Genomic DNA, 18,243 nt, shown 5'->3' on the forward strand with positions numbered 1-18,243 from the left:
GCGCTGTTACGCGCTGTTACGCGCTGTTACGCGCTGTTCACGCGCTGATCCGCGGGGACTCCTCGCCGAGCGCGGCCTCACCGGCGTCGCCCCGCCTCGGCCGCTGCGCCCCCTGGATCACGAGATCCTGGCGCCGGGCGAGCGCGTACACGACGCGGATGAGCGACGTCTCGAAGGCCTTCTCCGGCGGCGGGTTCAGGTGCACGACCCGGCGCTCGCCCGGCGGCGCGACATGGCTCGCGCCCCGGGGCTCGCCCCGCCGCGCGACGGGGCTCGCGCCCCCGGGCTGCTCGTCCTTCGGCTCCTCGACCTCCAGCGCGATGGGGATGGCGCCCCGGGGCTCGAGCGCCCTGCGGATGTCGTCGAAGCGGAGCTCGCCGCCCGCCTGCCCCGCCCCGTCGGGCGGCGGCGCCTCGATGCGGACGAGGTCCTGCCCGCCCTCGCCGAGGAGCTCATCGTAAAGAGCCGTTACTCCCGGGACGAAGGCGCTGTGGACCATGAAATAGTTCTTGATGCGCTCGGTGCTGACGAGGCTGACCCGCACGGCCAGGCCGCACTTGTCGGGGGCAAGGAGGCTCCGGACGTGCTCGCCCTTCGCCACCGAGGAGAACTCCGCGAGCACGTGCAGCGCCCCGCCGTGCGCGAGCTCCCGGCTCGCCAGCGCCCGCGCGAAGCGGATGACCCGCATCGCCGTGCGCGCGTCGCGATCGAGCCCCTCGGGCTCGCTCAGGAACACCGCCGCGGAGAGCGGCGCGCCGCGCGCCACGCAGCGCACCGCGAGCGAGGCGAGGTCGTGCCCGTGCTGCGTGTACACCGTCGCGCTGCCCCCGCGCGGGAGCGAGAGCATCGCCCCGTCCGAGCCCGGCGGCGCGCCGCCAGGGCCGGGCGTCACGCCGAGCGAGGCGAGCCGATCGGGGAGCGGCATCCGCTCGTCCCCGCGCTCCCCGAGGACCAGCGTCACCTCGATGCCCGGCACGAAGCGCGCGAGCGCGTGCAGCAGCGAGGGCAGCGCGGGGCTGTACCCGACGATCAGCACCCGCTCGATCTCGCCGAGGTGCAGCGAGAGCTTCGCCGCCCACGCGTGCGCCGCCGTCGCGCCGTCCGACGCCGCGGCGCGCTCGATCCCCCGCCCCCTGTAGAGCTCTCGCCCGTAGTCCAGGAGCGGCGCGTAGGTCGCCGATACGCCGATGAGCCCCCTGAGCCGCTGCGCCGGCACCCGGCCCGCCCGCGCGCCGAGCGCCCACGCCGGCGACCCCTCGGGCGGATCGAGCAGCGGATTCAGCCACGGCACGAGCCCCTCGACCGACACGAGCTTGCCCTCCTCGCGCTTCGGCACCGCCGCCTCGTCCCCGAGGAACACCCCAGCGAGGATCACCTGCTTCTCGCAGGCGGCGCGCGCCATGTCCGAGAACGAGAGCTCGTGCTCCGGCGCCTTGCCGAGCTTGCCGACGGCGCCGACCGCCTCCTCGCCCAGGAAGATGTGCGTGTAGAACTCGGAGCCGTCCGCGGTCATGAGGTCGGTGTAGAGGGACTCCACGCCTGGGGTGAGCAGGTGCTGGCAGAGGAAGAAGCCGAGGAACCGCTGCATGTCGAGCGGGTGTGTCCCGGGTCCGCCCACCTCCTGGATGAGATCGCGGTTCTTGCTCTCCTGCACCTCGACGAACACGTGGCCGTGCGGGTTCTGCGTCCGGAACGAGGAGAGCGTCATCGCCGTCAGGGCGTCGGCGTCGGGCCCCGCGTCGGGCCGCGCGAGGATCAGCGCCCGCTTCGCCTCGGCGGCGCCCACGAGCTCGAGCGCCTCCGGCTGCGCGCTGTCCCCTCTGCGGTAGGTCACCCAGCGCATCCCCGGCGCGTAGAGGTAGGCGGGCGGGTCGTCCTCGGTGCCGAGGAGCGCCATCCGCGGGAGCGCGTGGCGGGTCGGCGGGGGCCCGCGGCGGACGAGCCACTGCCAGAGCTCCGCGAGCCGGATGCTCCGGAGCGCGCGGTGGCGCTCGTACAGCCGGACGAACTCCTGCACCAGCATCTCGGCCTCATGCACCGGGCCGATCACGAGCGCGTGCCCCGCGTAGCGGACCGGCCGCCGCCGCGCCGCGCGCACGACCTGGTCGACCACGTTGGCGCCGATGCCGATGATGAACGACGTGATGAAGACGCCCACCATGGTGAGGCCGAGCGAGACGACGGCCACGACGGGGTGGACCCGGAGGTTCTCGACGAGGTTGTCGGCGCTCTCGATCTGCCGGAAAGACCACCAGATCCGGTCGATGAAGTCGGTGTCCGGGGTCGGGCCGCGGCCATCGTAGTCGTGCGTGATCGCGAGGTGGCTGAGCAGCACGGAGGAGCCGAACGCGAGCCCCCAGACGGCGAGCGTGACGAGCCCGAACTGCTCGAGCAGCTCGCGCCGCGTCAGGATCGCGTAGAGGTCGATCGCGATCTCGCGCGTGAAGCGCAGGAGCAGGAAGAGCCGCGAGAGCCGCAGCATGGGGAGGGCGTGGGCGGCGTGCGCGTCGAGGATCCGCTCGAGCGGCAGGAAGCTGACCCAGGCGATGATGTCGAAGGCGAAGAGGAGCACGTCGAGGCGCGACCGCCCGTCCCCGCGCTGGTGGAGGAGGACGGCCCGGAAGAGGAGCTCGACGCCGAAGATCGCCAGGAAATACGGGCGGAACTGGTCGTCGAGGCCCTCGATGGGCAGGACCGAGACGAGGATCAGGAGCGAGATCGCGGCCTTGACGGGGCGGGTCTCCAGCCCGTCGGCGAGGCGGTGGAGCAGGGGCGGGCGGGGCGCCATGGGCGGCAAGGATAGGCGACCTCGCGCGAGAAGAGGGCCGCCGCGACGGCGGCGCCGGCACCCGCATGCGCGAGGGGGCGGGCGCCACGGTGTCCGGGCGCCGGGTGGCCGCACCTCAGATCGCCGGCAGCGTCCACCGACGTACGGTCGGACGAGCGAAGGTGTAAAGGGCGTCGATCGTGCGACGCGGCGGAGCCCGAAGGTACGTTGCGCGGTGAATCGACCACGCGTGGAAGATACACGCGTCTCCGGCGCGCAAGGCGACGCGCGCGGCGTTCGGCATGTGCGGCGTGGTCCGATCGGCGCCCCTGCGGATCCGGAGCTCGTCCGGGGTGTCCCAGCGGGCGTGGGATCCGGGGACGATCTCGAGCCGATCGTCGTCTTCCAGCGCCACCCTGAAGTGGACCGATGTCGTCGTTGCGACGATCGCTCGCTCGATTTCTGGATCGGATTGGCCGAACTGGCTGTCTCGGTGCCAGTCCCCGTCCCAGTCGCGCCTTGTCTGCTCGTGGTAGTAATGCGCGTCCTTCAGGCGCGGGGCGTCTTCCTCTCCATTTGCCGCTCCCGCGCGCGAGAGGCCGGCGAGCAGCTCGCAGATGCGCCGGGAGCCGACGAACGCGGAGATCAGCTCCAGCGCGCAGGGATCGTCCTGAAAGCAGGTCGCGCCGTCCGTGAGGAGGGAGATCCTGGGGGTCGAGTGACCCGTCTCCCGGGAGAGCGCTCGCGTGCGGAGGAGCGCGGCGTCGCACGCGCGGCGGAGCTCGGCGCGCTCGGCGATGTCGAGGAAAGCGCGCATGATGAAGAAGCCTTGCGCGCGAAAGGCGTCGATTCGATCTCTGTTTGACGTGCTCATCATGACCTCGCGACACCCGGGATCGCGGAGATCACTCAATGGATGGCCCGAGGCCCACGCATCGCCAGGGCGACGAGGGGGTTTTGAGGGAACGGCCGCGGGTGATGGCGGCTCGAGACGACGAGACACGCGAGCCTTCCAGCGATCTCGAAGGTCGCGAGCGCGGCCGGCGCGCCGAAGTAATCGATCGGCACGAGATCGATGTTTCGCGCCGCCTTCGGCGCGGAACGCTCGTCGAGGATCTGCGCGAGCGCCTTCTGGTAGCTCTCGCCGGTCCGGGCCATCCTGGCGCGGACGTCGGCGCGCAGCTTCTTGTGGTGGTGGCGGTTCCCCATCGGCCCTGTCCAGGTGATCTGCCGAGATCGGTCCTTGTCGGCCGGCACCGACGGAAGAGCGGCAGCATCACGAGCGAAGACCGCCGAAGGGCAGCGCCCTCTTCGCCCCTCGCGGAGCCGTGCCGGCGGCGAGCGAGGAGCCGGGCCCGGAGCAGCCCGTGGGACGAAGTGTTCGCGGGAGCACGGCCGCTGTCAAGCAGGCGCCGGAGGCCCCCGCGCCGGGTGGGGCGTCCGCGCTGCGTCGTCCAGCAGGTCAGCGCTGCGTTTCGCTGACGGGGTGCTCGGGGCCGGGGCGCCCGTCAGCCAGCGTCTCTCGGAGGCGCTCCTGCGTCAGCCCCGGGCTGCTCGACAGTTTGGTATCCGCGTGGGGATCGTCTGATCGGGCGACCGACTGCGCATGGGCCGCCTCGGGGCGCGCCTCGCTCAAGGGGTGGCGGCTGCCAGGCCGCCCCGTGGCCAGCGTCGAGCCCTGGCCGGTCTCGGGCGGTGACGCGGCGTGCGCCGGCCGCGGCGGGGGAGCTCCGGCCGAGCGCGGCGAGAAGAGGTCCGCCCAGTCCGGCAGGTGCCGCTGGAGCCGCACGCGCTCGGCCTCGGGCAGCGCCTCGCCGATGACCTGGCACACGGCCTGGGCGTGCTCCATGCCAAAGCCGCGCGGCGCGCCCTCGCGGCGGGCGATGCGGTCGTAGAGCTCGTCGCGATCGAAGTCGCCCTGGTACGTGGCGCCGCGCACCGCGGCGGCGACCGGACCCGGTAGCCCACCGGCGACCGCGGCCGCCTCCTCCACGAGCAGCCGCTCGCCGAGCGTCCGTGCTGTCACCGTGATCGCACGCTCGGCCTCGTCGCGGCCCTCGAAGCCGGCGCGGCGCTGCACCTCCTCGATGAAGCGGTCGTAATCCATGAGGGGCCTCCTTCGGGAGAGGAGCCTTGCGAGGCCCATGCCAGGCGCATGCCCCGGCGACCCCAACCTGGGTCGGGTCGTCCGGCCTCAACCTGCGTCCGGCCTTAACCTGGGTCGGGTCGGGCGCGACAACCTCAACCTGGGTCGGGGCGCCCGGCGGCAACCTCAACCCGCCCGGCGGCAACCTCAACCGACAACCTCAACCTGGGTCGGGTCGCCCGGCGGCAACCTCAACCCGCCCGGCGGCAACCTTAACCTGGGTCGGGTCGTCCAACCCCTGACAACCTCAACCTGGATCGGCCGACAACCTCAACCTGGGTCGGGTCGTCCACAACCTGGGTCGGGTCTCCCCAACCTGGGCCGGCGACCTCGGTTGGCGACCTCAACGCCAACCTGGGTCGGCAACCTCAACCTGGGTCGGGGCGCCCGCCTGGGTCGGCAACCTCAACCTGGGTCGGGGCGCCCGGGGTCGGGGCGCCCGCCTCTGGCCGCCTCGCGCAGCGTGAGCCCGATGCAATGCCTCAGGCCCGCCTGGAGGTCGGAAAGCGTCGTGATCTCGGCGAGATCGATCCCGAGCGAGACGATCGTCTGGGCGACGCTCGGCCGGATCCCGGTGATGATGCCCTCCGCGCCGAGGAGCCGGATCGCGCGGACGAGATCGACGAGGTAGCTCGCGGTCTTCGTGTCCACGGCCTCGACCCCGGTCAGGTCCAGCAGCGCATAGCGGGCCCCGGTGCGCACCACCGCCTGGAGCAGGCTGTCCATCACCTCCGCCGTCCTCGCGCTGTCGACCACGCCGATCATCGGGAGCGCCAGCACGCCCTTCCAGACCTGCAGGATGGGTGTCGAGAGCTGGCGGATGACCTGCTGCTGCCGCTCGATGATCGCCAGCCGCTCCCGGAGCTCCCTCTCCGCGCGCCGTGCCTCGGTGAGATCGAGAGTGATGCCGACCACCGAGTCCACCTCGCCCCCCTCCCCTCGGACCGGGACGAACCAGTTCTCGATGGGCTTTCCGTCCGCTTCCATGACGTTGTGCATCGGCTCCCCTCGAAGCGCCCTGCGCAACCCCCCGGTCTCGTGCTCCTTGTAGAGGTCGAAATTGTTCAGCCCCACGAGCTGTCCTGGCTTCATGCCGGCCGCCGCGAGCGCCTTGCCGTCGTAGTAGGTGAACACGCCGCTGGCATCGCAGGCCCAGACGACGACATCGAGGTTCTCGACGAGGGCACGGAGGATGTGCTGGTGCTCCGCCTGACGCCTCGACGCCTCGATCTCGGCCGTCACATCGCGGCCGATGCACACCACGCCCGCCGCCTCGCCCCACGCATCGAGCACGCGGTGATGAACCCACACGACGGCCACGTCGCCCCCGCCCCTCCGGGCGTGACGCAGGCGCTGCTCCCCGCTGTCCTCGTCGAGCAGCCGCCGCCACAACGCCGCGCCCTCGGGGACAGGGAGCAGCTCGGCGATGGATCGACCCATCGCCTCCTGCCTCGAGAACCCGAGCTGCCGCGCGGCGCTCTCGTTCCACGCCGTGATCGCCAGATCCAGCCCGTATTCGACCACCGCGAGCGGCGATCGCGCGAGAGTGTCCACGTGTGCGCTCATGTTCATGTGCCCCGCCCGCGATGCGCCGGCGGCCTCGGCTGTGCAGCCTAACCTCACGACCTGCCGGCAAATCAAGCCTTAAGGGCGCCCGCGTGGAGGCGCGGATCACATCTCGTCGCGGCGCGGCCGTGGGTCCACCACGTGTGTAACGTTCGCGACAACCGGATGGGGCGCTAGCCCTCACCTGCGCGGCCCGCGCGCGCCGTGAGCTGCATCCGCAGCGCCTCGACCACGTGATCGCGCAGCGCGACGGTCTTCCTCGGCAAGTGCTGGCCGCTCGGGAACACGAGGAAGACGCCGCCCGTCGGCGCCGTCCAGCGCGGCAGCACGCGCACGAGCGCCCCGGCGAGCACGTCCTGCTGGACGAGGAAGGTCGGGAGCAGGCCGATCCCACCGCCGTTGCGCACCACCTCGCGCGCGAAGAACCCGTCGTTCACGAGCCACCGGACGCGGAGCCGCGCGCGGGCCCGCGACACCTCGTCTCGCCCGAGCGGGCTCGTCTTGATGAGCGACACGCCATCGTGCCCCGCGAGATCCTCCAGCGTCCTCGGCGTCCCCCGCGCGGCCAGGTACGCGGGCGAGGCGTAGAACTGGAGGTGCAGCTCGCCCACCTTGCGCGCGACCAGCGTCGAGTCCCGCGGCTGCTTCGTGAGGAACCGGAACGCAGCGTCGTACCCCTCTTTCACCAGATCCACGGGCTGCGTCGACAGGTGCATCTCGACCGTGATGCGCGGGTAGCGGCGGCAGAAGGCGGCGAGGATCTCCGCCAGCACCTCGGTGGCGAAGTCCGCCGTCGCGGTGAGGCGCAGCGTGCCCGACGGCTCGTCCTCGAGCTCCGGGATCCCCTCGATGGCCTCCGTCAGCGCCTTGAGCCGCGAGCCGAGCCGGTCGACCAGCGCGTGCCCGGCCGTCGTCAGCGCCACGGTGCGCGTCGTCCGCTGCAAGAGCCGCACGCCGAGCGACGCCTCCAGCGACGCGACGCCCCGGCTGACCGTCGACTTGGGCACACCCAGCCGGCGCGCCGCCTCGGTGAAGCTCGCCGTCTCGGCGACCGCCGCGAAGACGGAGAGGTGGTTCAGATCCATTGTTCCCATTTCGGCACACAGTAGCCAATTTATGCGTATTGCACCAGATTAGAGACAGCGGCAAGTATCCACCCAACCTCTTCACCAGGAGCTCTCACCATGTCTCAGCCTCTCCTCGTCACCGGCGCGAACGGCCAGCTCGGGCGGCGCGTCGTCGATCTCTTGCTCGCGCAGGGCGCAGGGCCGCTCCTCGTCACGACCCGGCACCCGGAGAAGCTCGGCGAGCTCCGCGCCCGCGGCGTCGAGGTGCGGCGCGCAGACTTCGATGCTCCCGCCTCGCTCGCGGAGGCGTTCGCCGGCGCGGCGCGCCTCTTGCTCATCAGCACCGACGCGCTGGACCGCCCGGGCAGGCGCATCGCGCAGCACCAGAGCGCGCTCGAGGCCGCGGCGAAGGCGGGCGTGCGGCACGTGGTCTACACGTCGCTGACCAACCCCGGGCCCGGCTCGCCGATCACGATCGCGCCCGACCACCAGGTCACCGAGGACGCCCTCGCGGAGAGCGGGCTCGGCGCGACCGTCCTGCGCAACAACCTCTATACGGACTTCCTCGTGCCATCGCTGCGGCGCGCGCTGGCGACGGGCCAGCTGGTCGCAGCGGCCGGAGACGGCAAGGCCGGGTATGTCACGCGCGAGGACTGCGCCCGCGCCGCGGCCGCGGCGCTGGCGTCCGATTTCGACGGCAAGCGCGTGCTCGATATCACCGGGCCGGCGGCCGTGTCCCAGCGCGAGCTCGCGCAGATCGCCTCGTCCGTCACAGGCAAGTCGATCGAGTACGTCCCCGTGCCGCGTGATGCGCTGGAGCAAGGCATGCAGAAGGCCGGGATGCCCGCCGCGATCGCCGGGCTGCTCGCCTCCTTCGACGAGGCGATCGCCCGCGGAACGCTCGATGTGGCGACGAGGGCGGTGGAGGAGCTGAGCGGCAAGCCCGCGGAGGACGTGCGGAGCTACCTCGCGCGCCACCGGGCAGCGCTGCTCGCGCCGGTCGAGGCCTGATCAGGCGGGAACACCGATGGCGAGCGTGTAGACGACGGACTCGTTCACCCCATCCATGCCGAGGAGATCGTCGATGCCGCGGTCATAGTAGCCGCCCAGCGGAACGCCGCCGACCTGAAGCGACTGGGAGGCCAGCAGCACGTTCTGCGCCAGATGCCCGGCCTCGATCAGCGCGAACCGGTACCCTCGGAGGCCGTATTTGAACCGGTTTCGCCTGAACATCGCCGCGATCAGCAGGACCACGCACGCGCCCATCACGATCCCGGGAGCGACCATGGAGCCGCCTATCTCCTCCCGGCAGTCGCCAGCCCGCACCTGCTCCAGGGCGTGCTCGAAGGGGTCGTAGTGGTACACGCCGGAGGCAACACCGTCGACCCCGAGGACGGCGCAGTAGAGATCCAGGGGGTAAAGCGCGCCTCCGGAGGGGACGGTCCGCATCGTCATCGGGCTCGCGGGGACCGTGTGGGTGACGCCGTACCCGGCGTACACGAGGCTCGAGAGCGCCTGCGCGTCGATCCGCGCGCCGCTGAACTGACGGATCGATCTGCGCTCCCGCAGGAGCGCCGTCAGGCCCACATCGGGCAGCGCCGGTCCTGGCAGTCGAATCGCCTCGCCGAGCACATACCGCTTGGTCGACCTCGCCGTCGAGCGCTGGAGCTGCGCGCTCGTCTCCAGGAGCGCCCTGCCAGCGGCCTCCTCGCCGAGCATGCCCGGATGGAGCTTGGAAGCCTCATGGTATGTCTCCGCCGGATCATCGAGCTCCACCTGGTCTCCATAGACCAGCTCCGCGACATTGACCGTGGCCACATCGGCTTGACTCGATTTCATCATGTCCCCCTGTTGCCCCCGTCAGCGCGGCACGGCGCCGTGCCGCCGTCCAGCGCGATCCGCCCCTTCAGCTCGTTCGACGACGGACGCCGTGGATGACGCCCGCTCGTCCCTCTCTCGCAGGAGCTCACGGGAACGGGTGCGGATGGACGTTGATGTCTGCGAACGAGAGAGGCCTGGAGCGGAGCCCCGCCTCGTACGCCGCATGATAGAGCCGCTTGCCGCCGAGGAACCGCGCGGTGTGGGGCGCGTCGAGCCGGCAGAGCTCCGGGCAGATCACGCGCACCACCCACAGCCCGGCGTCGCGCACATCCGGCGAGGTGATGTCGACGAGGTACGCACCGACGCCTCGCCGCGCGAGCGCTCGCACGGCCGAAGCGGTCTGACCGAGCACGTCCGTGCCCTCCAGGGGGGGCACCTCGCCGAGGTGGCGCCGCTCTCTGCTTGCATCGAGGAAGGCGGAAGACGCGGCGCTCTCTCGCAGCGCATGGTAGAGCACATGATCGTCGAACGTGCGGACTTGATGCGCCTCCAGCGCGCGCCGTCCCCTGGGCAGAGCGCTCAGGAGCTGCTTCGCCAGCACCCTGGTCTGGAAGGCCTCGCGCAGCGCCTTCCGTGCAGCCTCCTGACCGGTCGCCGCGCTGGCAGCGCCGACGGTCAGGGCGGGTTGCCCGGCCAGGGCGCATCGCGTCACGCCGATGGCGGTCGGCACGCGGAAGAAGACGCTCGCGTCGAGCGCGGCATGGTGAATGCCCGCTGGGGCCGGAACCATGCGCTCGTCATGACGAGGCGAGCCGTCTCCCTGCCAATCCAGGAGCGGCAGCTCCAATCGGTTGTTCCATGCGAGCATGAACGCGTCGCGCTCGATGACCTCCATCAGCGCGCTGAACGCAGCCTCTTCCAGCGTACCGCCCAGCGCGGTCCCGCTGCTCGTCGAGTAGGCGATCTGCGGCTCGCCGCGCGCGAGGTGTGATCCCATGAACGTCAGCTGGGCCGGCAGCCACGCGGGCATCCCATCCTGGATGGACCAGCCACGCACCCACCGCACCCGGGTGCGGGAGGTGAAGGGCACATAGGGGAAGTCGCTCGACGCGTGCTGCGATGGATGAAACAGGGCGAAGCTTTCGGGCTCCGGCGCTGCCCCGTCCAGCTCCTCATACGAAGACAACACGAGATCCTCCGCAGGCGCGTAAAACGACGAATACCGCTCGACGGCCTCGGCGACCGCCGCCACCCAGGCCGCCTCGCGATCGGGATGCACGGCGCTGGACATGACCTCGGTCGGCGCGCCGACCAGATCCGAAAGGTCGCCCGTGTGGGCGCCAAAATTGAAGAAGCGGCAGTCATCCGGAGCGCGGAGCAGCTCCACGGTGTCGCGCACGACGCCCGTATAGGGAGACACGAGGGTGCGCAGCCTGCGGGCGACCTCGGCGAGCGGCGTGCGTTGCACACGCCTCGGCGTGCCGTGACAACGCGCCGGCGCGTCGCCTGGGGAGCGGAGCGGAGCAAACATGTTCATGGCTCCGTTCCTGCTTGCAGGGTGTACCAGGGGCTGGGGGCGCTCGCGGCGACGGCGGCGCTGCACGCCGAGCACCGGGGCACGCGGTACGCCATGTGCGTGTCGCTGCGGACGGTTGGACCTGGGTTGACCGCGTAAAACCGCCCTGGCAAGAGCGGGTCGCGCGCGACGATCCAGCGGGCCACGAGCAATGCGGCGAGGCCGCTCACGATCGCCAACATGGCGCTCGGCAGCGGGGAGCTGGGCGTGCTGCGCTCCAGGGCCCAGTAGTGTCCGCGATACGCGACGTTCGAAGCGAGGCGCAGCCGGTAGCACTCGTAGCAGCAGGTTGCGTGCGGAAGGTAGAGCGGGCCTACCGCGGAGAACCTGCTGTCGTACGCGAGCACCTGCATCCAGGGGATACGCCGGCGCAGCGCTTCCGCGTTCCAGTGCGCCATCCAATCGAGCTCGCCTCGATCCGGAACGACCACGACGAGGTCCGCCGAGGCCAGGTCGCCCGCCCCGGCATCGAACGGCCTCCGCTGCACGGCGGTGACCCCGGAGAGGCTCACCTGGCGCGCGATCTCGTCGGCGAGAACGCCGGCACCGACGACCGCCACGCTGGCGTCGCTCAACCTTTGCTGCGCGAGGGACTCCGGCTCGTCATCGCGGTATGCCGCGTGGAAGCGGGCCGATTCCCGGACGGGCCGCGGCGCCGAGGCCCCGACGGGAGCACCGCTCGTGAGCACCCCTCTCTCGGCCAGCAACCGCAAGGCGTTCGCCGTGGCAGGCTCGATGGACTTTCCCATGTACTCGATCACTTGCTCGACGGTACGCGTTCCATCGAGGATCGGAAGCAGCACCGGCAGCAGCTTGCTCGCGGCTTTGCCTTGAAAGCAGAGCGCCCTCTCTCCGTGCTGGAAGATCACCGCATCATCCGTGATCGCGACCCGATACCAGGTCTTGACACAGGGGAACTCGGGGACGTCGTCTAGCTTGTTCATACTCGCTCATCAGCTTCTTCGCGCTGCGGAGCTGGCGGCGAGGCCTCACCGCGCCGCCAGCGCTGGCACGCAGAACGATGACTGGGGCAGAGCCCGTCAGGAGTCAATGGAGCGCCGGACGAGGCTCCTCATCTGACGAGGAGCCCTGTCCGGCCGGACAGCGTCGCCCGCATCAACCGATACAGAGGATGCTGCTACTGCTGCTGCACGCGGCGATGCCGACAAAGACGACGGACTTCGCGGCGCCGTGCTCATCGACTGTGAGGTCCATCAGGTCGTCGACCAACCATTCAAATATTTGCGCTCGTCTCCCGCTTCGCCAGATTTCAGCCGCCGATCGCTCGACACACCTTCGTCAACGACGGCTCGGCCGACAGCCTCGACATCGAGGACGCCTGCGCCGAGCTGGATCTCGGCGAGGCCCTCTCCCGACGTGAGGTCCTGGAATCGTTCGATCAGTCGTCGGCCATGTTCGATTCCTCTCTGCCGTCGGTCACATCTGTCTGGACACCATGGCAAGCGATGTGCCAGCCGCGAAGGTGTGCCCTGTCTCGCCTCGAGGCCCATGAACCGCTGAGCAGAGCGGGCATTCTCGCTCGGCCACCGCAGGACCGGCCGAGCGGGCTGGAAGACACGCACGCGCAATTTCCTGCGCGATCGAGCAAAGCCCCACCGGCGCGCTGCGCGCCCGGTGGGAGACGCGCTTGCGTCAGCCAGGATCGCCAACCTGCGCCACGGCGCGAGCCAGACAGGCGAGCACCTCGCGCTCCTGCACCTCGCCCACGGACACCGGCAGCGAGAGCGCTCTCCTCGGCCTCGCCGTGCCCGCCGCTGTAGAGCGGGCGAACGGCCCTCTGGGCGAGCACAGTGCAATCTGCTTCGCAGATTTCCTGATATTGGACGCGAAACTCCCTTACGCTGGCCTCCCGGGATCTACCTGGAGGAGGAATGTTCATGCATCGATGGTCCGTTCTGCTGTGCGCTTCAGCTGTCGTTGCGTGTGGTTCGGGGGACGACTCGCCGGGGTACGAGGAGTCGGGCGGCGGCGACATCAGCTCCGGGGGAGGCGGAAGCGCGGGATACGGGGGGAGCGGGGGGGACGGGGGAAACGGCGGGAGCGGCTGGCTCCCTCACGCGTTTCGCTATGGCGCCAACCTCGGCCACCGCAACGCGGACTGGGGCGACGACAAGGAGGCCACGCTCGCGGCGCGAGCAGGCGTCCGCAGCCTCCGCATCAAGATGCCAGCGGCCCATTTCGCGAGGTGGGGATACGAGATCGAAGTCGGGGACATTCAATCGTACGCATCCCTGGGCATGGCGGACCATATCGGGTTTCTCATCGGCTCCGAGTCGGTCGATCTGACGGTGGCGCCGGCCGACGCGGAGGACTGGCAGAACGAGTACTATATCCCGAAGAGCCTTTACGAGCCGATCTTCTCGGCCGATGGAACGGTGAATCCGGGCAATGCGTGGGCCTCTTACGTGTACCGGACCGTCGACACCTACAAGCCCTGGGTCAAGCTGTGGCACGTGTGGAACGAGCCCGATTGGGTGGCTGACTGGCGCGTCACGGAGACCTGGAGGACCGAACCGCCGAAGGCCGCCGATCTCCCCCGGTTCAATGGATCGATATTCGATTATATACGAATGCTACGCGTCACGAAGGAGGCCGCGCGCAAGGCGGATCCGGACGCGCGGATCGCGACGGGGGGCATCGGATACCCCTCGTTCCTCTCGGCGATCCTGCGCTACACCGACAACCCCGACGGGGGGGCGGTCACGCCAGATTACCCGGAGAAGGGCGGCGCCTACATCGACGTGCTCGATTTTCACTATTACCCGATCTTCAGCCCGAAGAGCTCGGATGCGTCCGTCGACGATTTCCTCGCGTCGAAGGACGCTTTCGCCGCGACGCTCGCCGACGCCGCGGCGGAGGTGCAGGGGTGGAATGTCTCGGAGAATGGCGCGCCGCTCGCGCCGACGCCGGAGTACCCGGAGGTGGGGAGCCCGGAGTACGCGCGGAACTACCTCATCAAGATGATGACCATGGCGCAGGCGCACGGCGTCGGCGGCGTCGACTGGTTCATTCTATCGAACGGCGAGGACGGGAGCGACGACGTGTTCGCGCACATGGGTCTCTACAACGACGTCGGCGCCCTCGCCAGCGTGGATGAGGCGACGAAGACCGACCTCGGCAAGGCGTATACCACTCTCAACGAGGTCCTTTTCGGCGCGTCCTACGATGACAGCGCGACCAGGGCGCTCGCGCTGCCGGGGGGCGCTCGGGGCGCCGTGTTCACGAAGGACGGCAAGCGCCGGATCGCCCTCTGGGCCGTGACGGCGAGCAGCACGGAGGACGCGTCCGCGAGCGTCGAGCTCGCGACGGCAACGGGGTTCGAGGTCCACGCGTGGGACGGCGCGAAGACCTCCGCCGACGCGAACGGCGGCAAGGCGACGCTCGCCCTCTCGGGCAGCCCGGTGCTGCTGATCGAACGGTGATGGCCAGATCGGGTAGACCCGACCGGTGCGCCGGCGACCTGACCCAGGTTGCGGCAACCCACTCCGACCCAGGTTGCGGGCGACCCGACCCAGGTTGCGGGCGACCCGACCCAGGTTGCGGGCGACCCGACCCAGGTTGCGAGCCTACCCGCCGGACCCGGGTTGATCTGCGGCCGGCAACGCAGCAATTTCAGCCGAGCTGAATTCTATTCGTGGCACGATCGAACCCCGGCTAGGCGAGCTTAAAGCCAAGCTGGGCTAATCGCTATGTTCGTTTTCCGGTACGAAGCTCCCCGTTCGATCACGCAGAGCCGACCGCAACCCCTCCGGACCCACTCATACGCATTCGGAGCGGCATCGTCTCAGCACATCCTATTGCGCACAACGCCGCACAACGATCTGCCGCCCACACACCGTCCCCATACGGAGGCGCCCAACGACAAGGCACTGGTGCCCTCGCCCGTGCTGCCCACCTCCCTGCGGCGCCCCACCGCTGTGGCTCTACACTGTGAGCACGACGCCGGCCACGCTGGCGCCGTGAAACGTGCGCATCCACCACGTCCCCGCGGGGAATACAGCGCTGCGTACGCCGGCACGCCATCGCTCCAGTGCCGCACGGTACGACGCTCGAAACGCACGCACAGCGGCACCAGCGATTCGCCACGCATCTCCCTGCTCGCGACCCACCGCAAACGTCGGATTGCCGTCGCGCAGCGGCTCGAAGCTCGTCACGCGCTCGTAAGGGGACACCTTGCCGGCCCCCTCGGCGCCCAAGAAGCGATGCCCTCGCCGCTGCACCTCCGCGTGGGCCCGCGCTTCGTGTCGCTCGAGCTCGGCAGAGACGTCCTGGCGAAAGCCCTCCGCGCTGTCCTGCTCGATGGCCGGGGGCAGCGCGAGCGAGACCGTCGCTTCCTCGGGCCACTGGGGGTTTTCCGGGTCGAGATACACCGAAGGGCGTGCCGCGCGCAGCACGCCGCGACCGAGCTCGTCCACATCCACCTTGGCGCCCGGCCACTCGCGCGCATGCTGCACCAGACCAGCGGCAACAGGATTCGCCATGACATAAGCAATCTTCTCCACCACCGCTGCGCGCGTCAGCAGCCGCACCACGCTCGTGGCCTCGTGGTCCCATACCGGGCCTTCCCACCCGCGAAGCACCTTCGTGCCGAGCGCGACGATGCGATGGAAGAATTGCAAGAACCGCGGCAGGACGCCCCTCGAGTCGGTCACGACCAGGTGCAGATGCGTTGACATGGCGCAGAGCGCATGGACCTCGATGTCGTAACGGCGGGTCGACACCGCGAGGACGTAGACCAAGAGCTGGGTGATTGCCGCATCCGGGCGGAAGAGCAGGTGCCGGCGCAGGACGCGACGGGTGATGAGGTAGGTGGCTCCGGCAACGATCTCGCGGGGCTGGCTCATGACAGGCGCAATAAGACAAGCGCCGTGCCAGGGATTTCCATCAATCATTTCGCGGCTCGACCAAGCTTCGTGGGTGGCGGCCGCCTGGCGGTCCGCCACCCGAGCTGGAGCTGTTGCGACTACTCCTAGCCCGACCTGGGTTGCGGTTAGTCCGACCCAGATCGGGACGCCAACCTCGGTCTGCCAACCTGGCCCACCGCCAACCTGGGTCGGACCCGGCGCGTCACCAACCTGGGTCGGATCCGGGTCGGTCGGTCGCTCCCAACCTGGGTCGGGTCGTCACCGTCATGGTAGCGTCCTCGCATGGAGCTCCGCCTGCGCGGCCTCACCCACCTCGATCCGCTCGCCGTCCCTCTGCCCCACGGCACCGAGGTGACAACCCGGGTCGACCGCGTCCTCGGGGAGCGCCGCGTCCCGCAGGGCGCCATCGGGCGCGTCGTCGGCTCGGCGGGCGCCGAGCTCGACGTGATGCTCGTCGGCGTGGGCGTCGTCCGCTACCGCCGGGACGAGCTCGTCCCGCGCAAGACCGGCCAGGTGCGGCACGCGGAGCGGCGCAGCGCCGCCTGGGACGCGCTCCTCCCCGCCGTCGTCCTCGAGGCCGTCGTGGGGTCGCGCGCGTGGGGGCTCGCGAACGAGGGGTCCGACACCGATCGGCGCGGCGTCTTCGCCCTCCCCTTCCCCTGGACCACGGGCCTCGCCGAGCCGCCGCGGGACCTCGTGAGCGCCGACGGCAGCGCCTCGTACTGGGAGGTCGAAAAGGCCATCCGGCAGGCCCTGCGCGCCGACCCGAACACCCTCGAGCTGCTCTTCGTCCGCACCGCCGAGGCGCGCGACGAGATCGGCGCCTGGATCCTCGAGGCGCGCGGCGCGTTCGTCTCCTCGGCCATCTACGGCAGCTTCGGCCGCTACGCGCTCTCGCAGCTCAAGCGGCTCTCGCAGGCGCACCGGCTGGCCGAGCACCGGGAGCGCGTGCTCGACTGGCTCGCGAACGACCCCGCGATGTCGCTCGACGACGTCGCCCGGAAGCTCGCCGCCGTCAGCCCGCGCGCCGCGCCGACCGAGGCCGACAGGGAGCTCCAGGCGAAGGAGTACATCAAGCAGCTCTACCGCTCCCTCCACGACCAGGGCCTGCTGCCCGCGCGCGACTTCGCCTCGCTCGCGGCCTTCGCCCGGGCGGACAGGACGTCGCTCGACCTCTCGCGCGACCTCCGCCCCAAGAACGCCTACAACCTGGTTCGCCTGATCGCGACCGCCATCCGCTGGCTGCGCGACGGCGAGGTCGACCTGGTCGTGCAGGGCGATCTCCGCGAGACGCTCCTCGCCATCAAGAGCGGCGCCTGGCCGCTCGATCGCACGATCGAGCTCGCCGAGGCGATGACGCCCGAGCTGGAGGCCGCGCGGCTCGCAACCAGGTTGCCGCCGCACCCCGACGTGCCCCGCGCCGACGTGCTCCTCCGGCGGGTCCGCCAGGAGATCGCCCGCCGGCACCTCGCGGCGGAGCCCGGCCCCCTCGGCAAGGACGCTCCCCCCGCGCCTGTCGCAACCTGGGACGACGGAGACGCGGCCCCCACGCCCGGCAACGACCCCACGCCCGGCAACGAGGAGAGAAAGGACGACCGATGAACCCCCAGGTGCTCGAAGCAAAGCAGCAGGAGGTGGCGGCGCGCGTCATCGCCGAGGAGGAGGCCAAGCGTTCGCACCTCGTCATCGCCCTCAGCGGCGCCCACGCGTACGGGTTCCCCTCGCCGGACAGCGACCTCGACCTCAAGGCGGTCCACGTCGAGCCGACCGAGAAGCTGCTCGGCCTCCACCGCAGCAACGCGAGCCCCGAGCGGATGCAGGTCATCGACGGCGTCGAGATCGACTACACGTCGAACGAGCTCCACCCCGTCCTCATCGGCGTCCTCCAGGGCAACGGCAACTACATCGAGCGGATCCTCGGCCCCCTCCAGCTCCACGTCGATCCCGACCTCGCCTCGCTTCGCCCGCTCGTCGCCGCCGCGCTCTCGCGCCGGATCTTCCGCCACTACGTCGGCTTCGCCACGAGCCAGCTCCGGGCCTGGGAAGCGGGAGGCCGCGCGTCGGCGAAGAAGCTCCTCTACGTCCTCCGGACCACGTTGACCGGCGCCCACGCCCTCCGGACGGGCGAGATCGTAACCGACGTCACCTCGCTCCTCGATCTCTACGGTTTCAGCGCCGCGCGCGAGCTGGTCGAGGCCAAGCGGGCCGGGGAGCAGGCGCCGCTCGCGCCCGACGTCGCCGAGCGCTGGGCCGAGCAGATCGCCCGCGCCTTCACGACCCTCGAGGCGGCCCGCGACCACGCCGTGCTGCCGGAGGAGCCGCCCAACCAGGGAGAGCTCAACGACTGGCTGCTCGCGCTGCGCAAGGCGCGGCTCTGAGGCGCGGCGAGGGCTCGCATGCCCGGCCAGCCCGGT

General features: G+C 70.5%; 14 protein-coding genes. 4 read left to right on the forward strand and 10 right to left on the reverse strand.

From position 1 onward, the window contains the following. Positions 1–37: 37 nt before the first annotated feature. The 6 genes from WMF22_RS38585 to WMF22_RS38610 all read right to left on the reverse strand — a co-directional run bounded on the left by WMF22_RS38585 (position 38) and on the right by WMF22_RS38610 (position 7,564). Positions 38–2,788 (reverse strand): hypothetical protein, encoded by a 2,751-nt coding sequence (locus WMF22_RS38585; RefSeq protein WP_438032998.1) that lies wholly within the window; start codon positions 2,786–2,788, stop codon positions 38–40. Positions 2,789–2,903: 115 nt separating this feature from the next. Further along, positions 2,904–3,644 (reverse strand): phytanoyl-CoA dioxygenase family protein, encoded by a 741-nt coding sequence (locus WMF22_RS38590; RefSeq protein ID WP_438032999.1) that lies wholly within the window; start codon positions 3,642–3,644, stop codon positions 2,904–2,906. A 32-nt stretch (positions 3,645–3,676) separates the two neighbouring features. After that, entirely contained in the window at positions 3,677–3,976 is a 300-nt protein-coding gene (locus WMF22_RS38595) for a hypothetical protein (RefSeq protein WP_438033000.1), read from the reverse strand. A 253-nt stretch (positions 3,977–4,229) separates the two neighbouring features. Further along, on the reverse strand, positions 4,230–4,874 hold the full coding sequence (locus WMF22_RS38600) for a DUF2267 domain-containing protein (protein WP_438033001.1): 645 nt from the start codon (positions 4,872–4,874) through the stop codon (positions 4,230–4,232). A 444-nt stretch (positions 4,875–5,318) separates the two neighbouring features. Further along, positions 5,319–6,467 carry a PAS domain-containing protein gene (locus WMF22_RS38605; RefSeq protein WP_437294950.1) on the reverse strand — a complete coding sequence of 383 codons (1,149 nt, stop codon included), beginning with the start codon at positions 6,465–6,467 and terminating at the stop codon, positions 5,319–5,321. 185 nt (positions 6,468–6,652) lie between these two features. After that, complete coding sequence (locus WMF22_RS38610; RefSeq protein WP_438033002.1) at positions 6,653–7,564, reverse strand: LysR substrate-binding domain-containing protein; 912 nt, start codon at positions 7,562–7,564, stop codon at positions 6,653–6,655. Between the two features lie 99 nt (positions 7,565–7,663). Here WMF22_RS38610 and WMF22_RS38615 point away from each other — a divergent pair, with 99 nt between their 5' ends. After that, on the forward strand, positions 7,664–8,557 hold the full coding sequence (locus WMF22_RS38615) for an SDR family oxidoreductase (RefSeq protein WP_438033003.1): 894 nt from the start codon (positions 7,664–7,666) through the stop codon (positions 8,555–8,557). Here WMF22_RS38615 and WMF22_RS38620 read toward each other — a convergent pair whose 3' ends face one another. The 3 genes from WMF22_RS38620 to WMF22_RS38630 all read right to left on the reverse strand — a co-directional run bounded on the left by WMF22_RS38620 (position 8,558) and on the right by WMF22_RS38630 (position 11,887). After that, the gene (locus WMF22_RS38620) at positions 8,558–9,388 is read right to left on the reverse strand and encodes a SagB/ThcOx family dehydrogenase (protein WP_437294953.1); all 831 of its coding nucleotides are present in this window, start codon (positions 9,386–9,388) and stop codon (positions 8,558–8,560) included. It lies immediately after the preceding gene. A gap of 124 nt (positions 9,389–9,512) precedes the next feature. After that, complete coding sequence (locus WMF22_RS38625) at positions 9,513–10,904, reverse strand: YcaO-like family protein (protein WP_438033004.1); 1,392 nt, start codon at positions 10,902–10,904, stop codon at positions 9,513–9,515. Continuing rightward, positions 10,901–11,887, reverse strand: a complete 987-nt coding sequence (locus WMF22_RS38630; protein WP_438033005.1) for a TOMM precursor leader peptide-binding protein — start codon at positions 11,885–11,887, stop codon at positions 10,901–10,903. Before WMF22_RS38630 ends, WMF22_RS38625 begins: the two co-directional genes overlap by 4 nt. Positions 11,888–12,841: 954 nt before the next feature. Here WMF22_RS38630 and WMF22_RS38635 point away from each other — a divergent pair. Continuing rightward, entirely contained in the window at positions 12,842–14,386 is a 1,545-nt protein-coding gene (locus WMF22_RS38635; RefSeq protein ID WP_438033006.1) for a hypothetical protein, read from the forward strand. Positions 14,387–14,887: 501 nt separating this feature from the next. Here the strand turns inward: WMF22_RS38635 and WMF22_RS38640 are convergent. Further along, positions 14,888–15,808, reverse strand: coding sequence for a transposase (locus WMF22_RS38640; protein WP_437294957.1), 921 nt, complete (start codon positions 15,806–15,808; stop codon positions 14,888–14,890). 303 nt (positions 15,809–16,111) lie between these two features. Between WMF22_RS38640 and WMF22_RS38645 the strand changes: the two genes are divergently transcribed. Together WMF22_RS38645 and WMF22_RS38650 are read left to right on the forward strand one after the other, a co-directional pair. Then, positions 16,112–17,431, forward strand: coding sequence for a DNA polymerase beta superfamily protein (locus WMF22_RS38645; protein WP_437294958.1), 1,320 nt, complete (start codon positions 16,112–16,114; stop codon positions 17,429–17,431). Further along, positions 17,428–18,207 carry a nucleotidyltransferase domain-containing protein gene (locus WMF22_RS38650; protein WP_438033007.1) on the forward strand — a complete coding sequence of 260 codons (780 nt, stop codon included), beginning with the start codon at positions 17,428–17,430 and terminating at the stop codon, positions 18,205–18,207. The genes WMF22_RS38645 and WMF22_RS38650 overlap by 4 nt, the downstream gene beginning before the upstream one ends. The last annotated feature ends 36 nt before the right edge of the window (positions 18,208–18,243 follow it).

It is taken from the genome of Sorangium sp. So ce204 (assembly GCF_051526795.1).
GTDB classification, from domain to species: domain Bacteria; phylum Myxococcota_A; class Polyangia; order Polyangiales; family Polyangiaceae; genus Sorangium; species Sorangium cellulosum_B.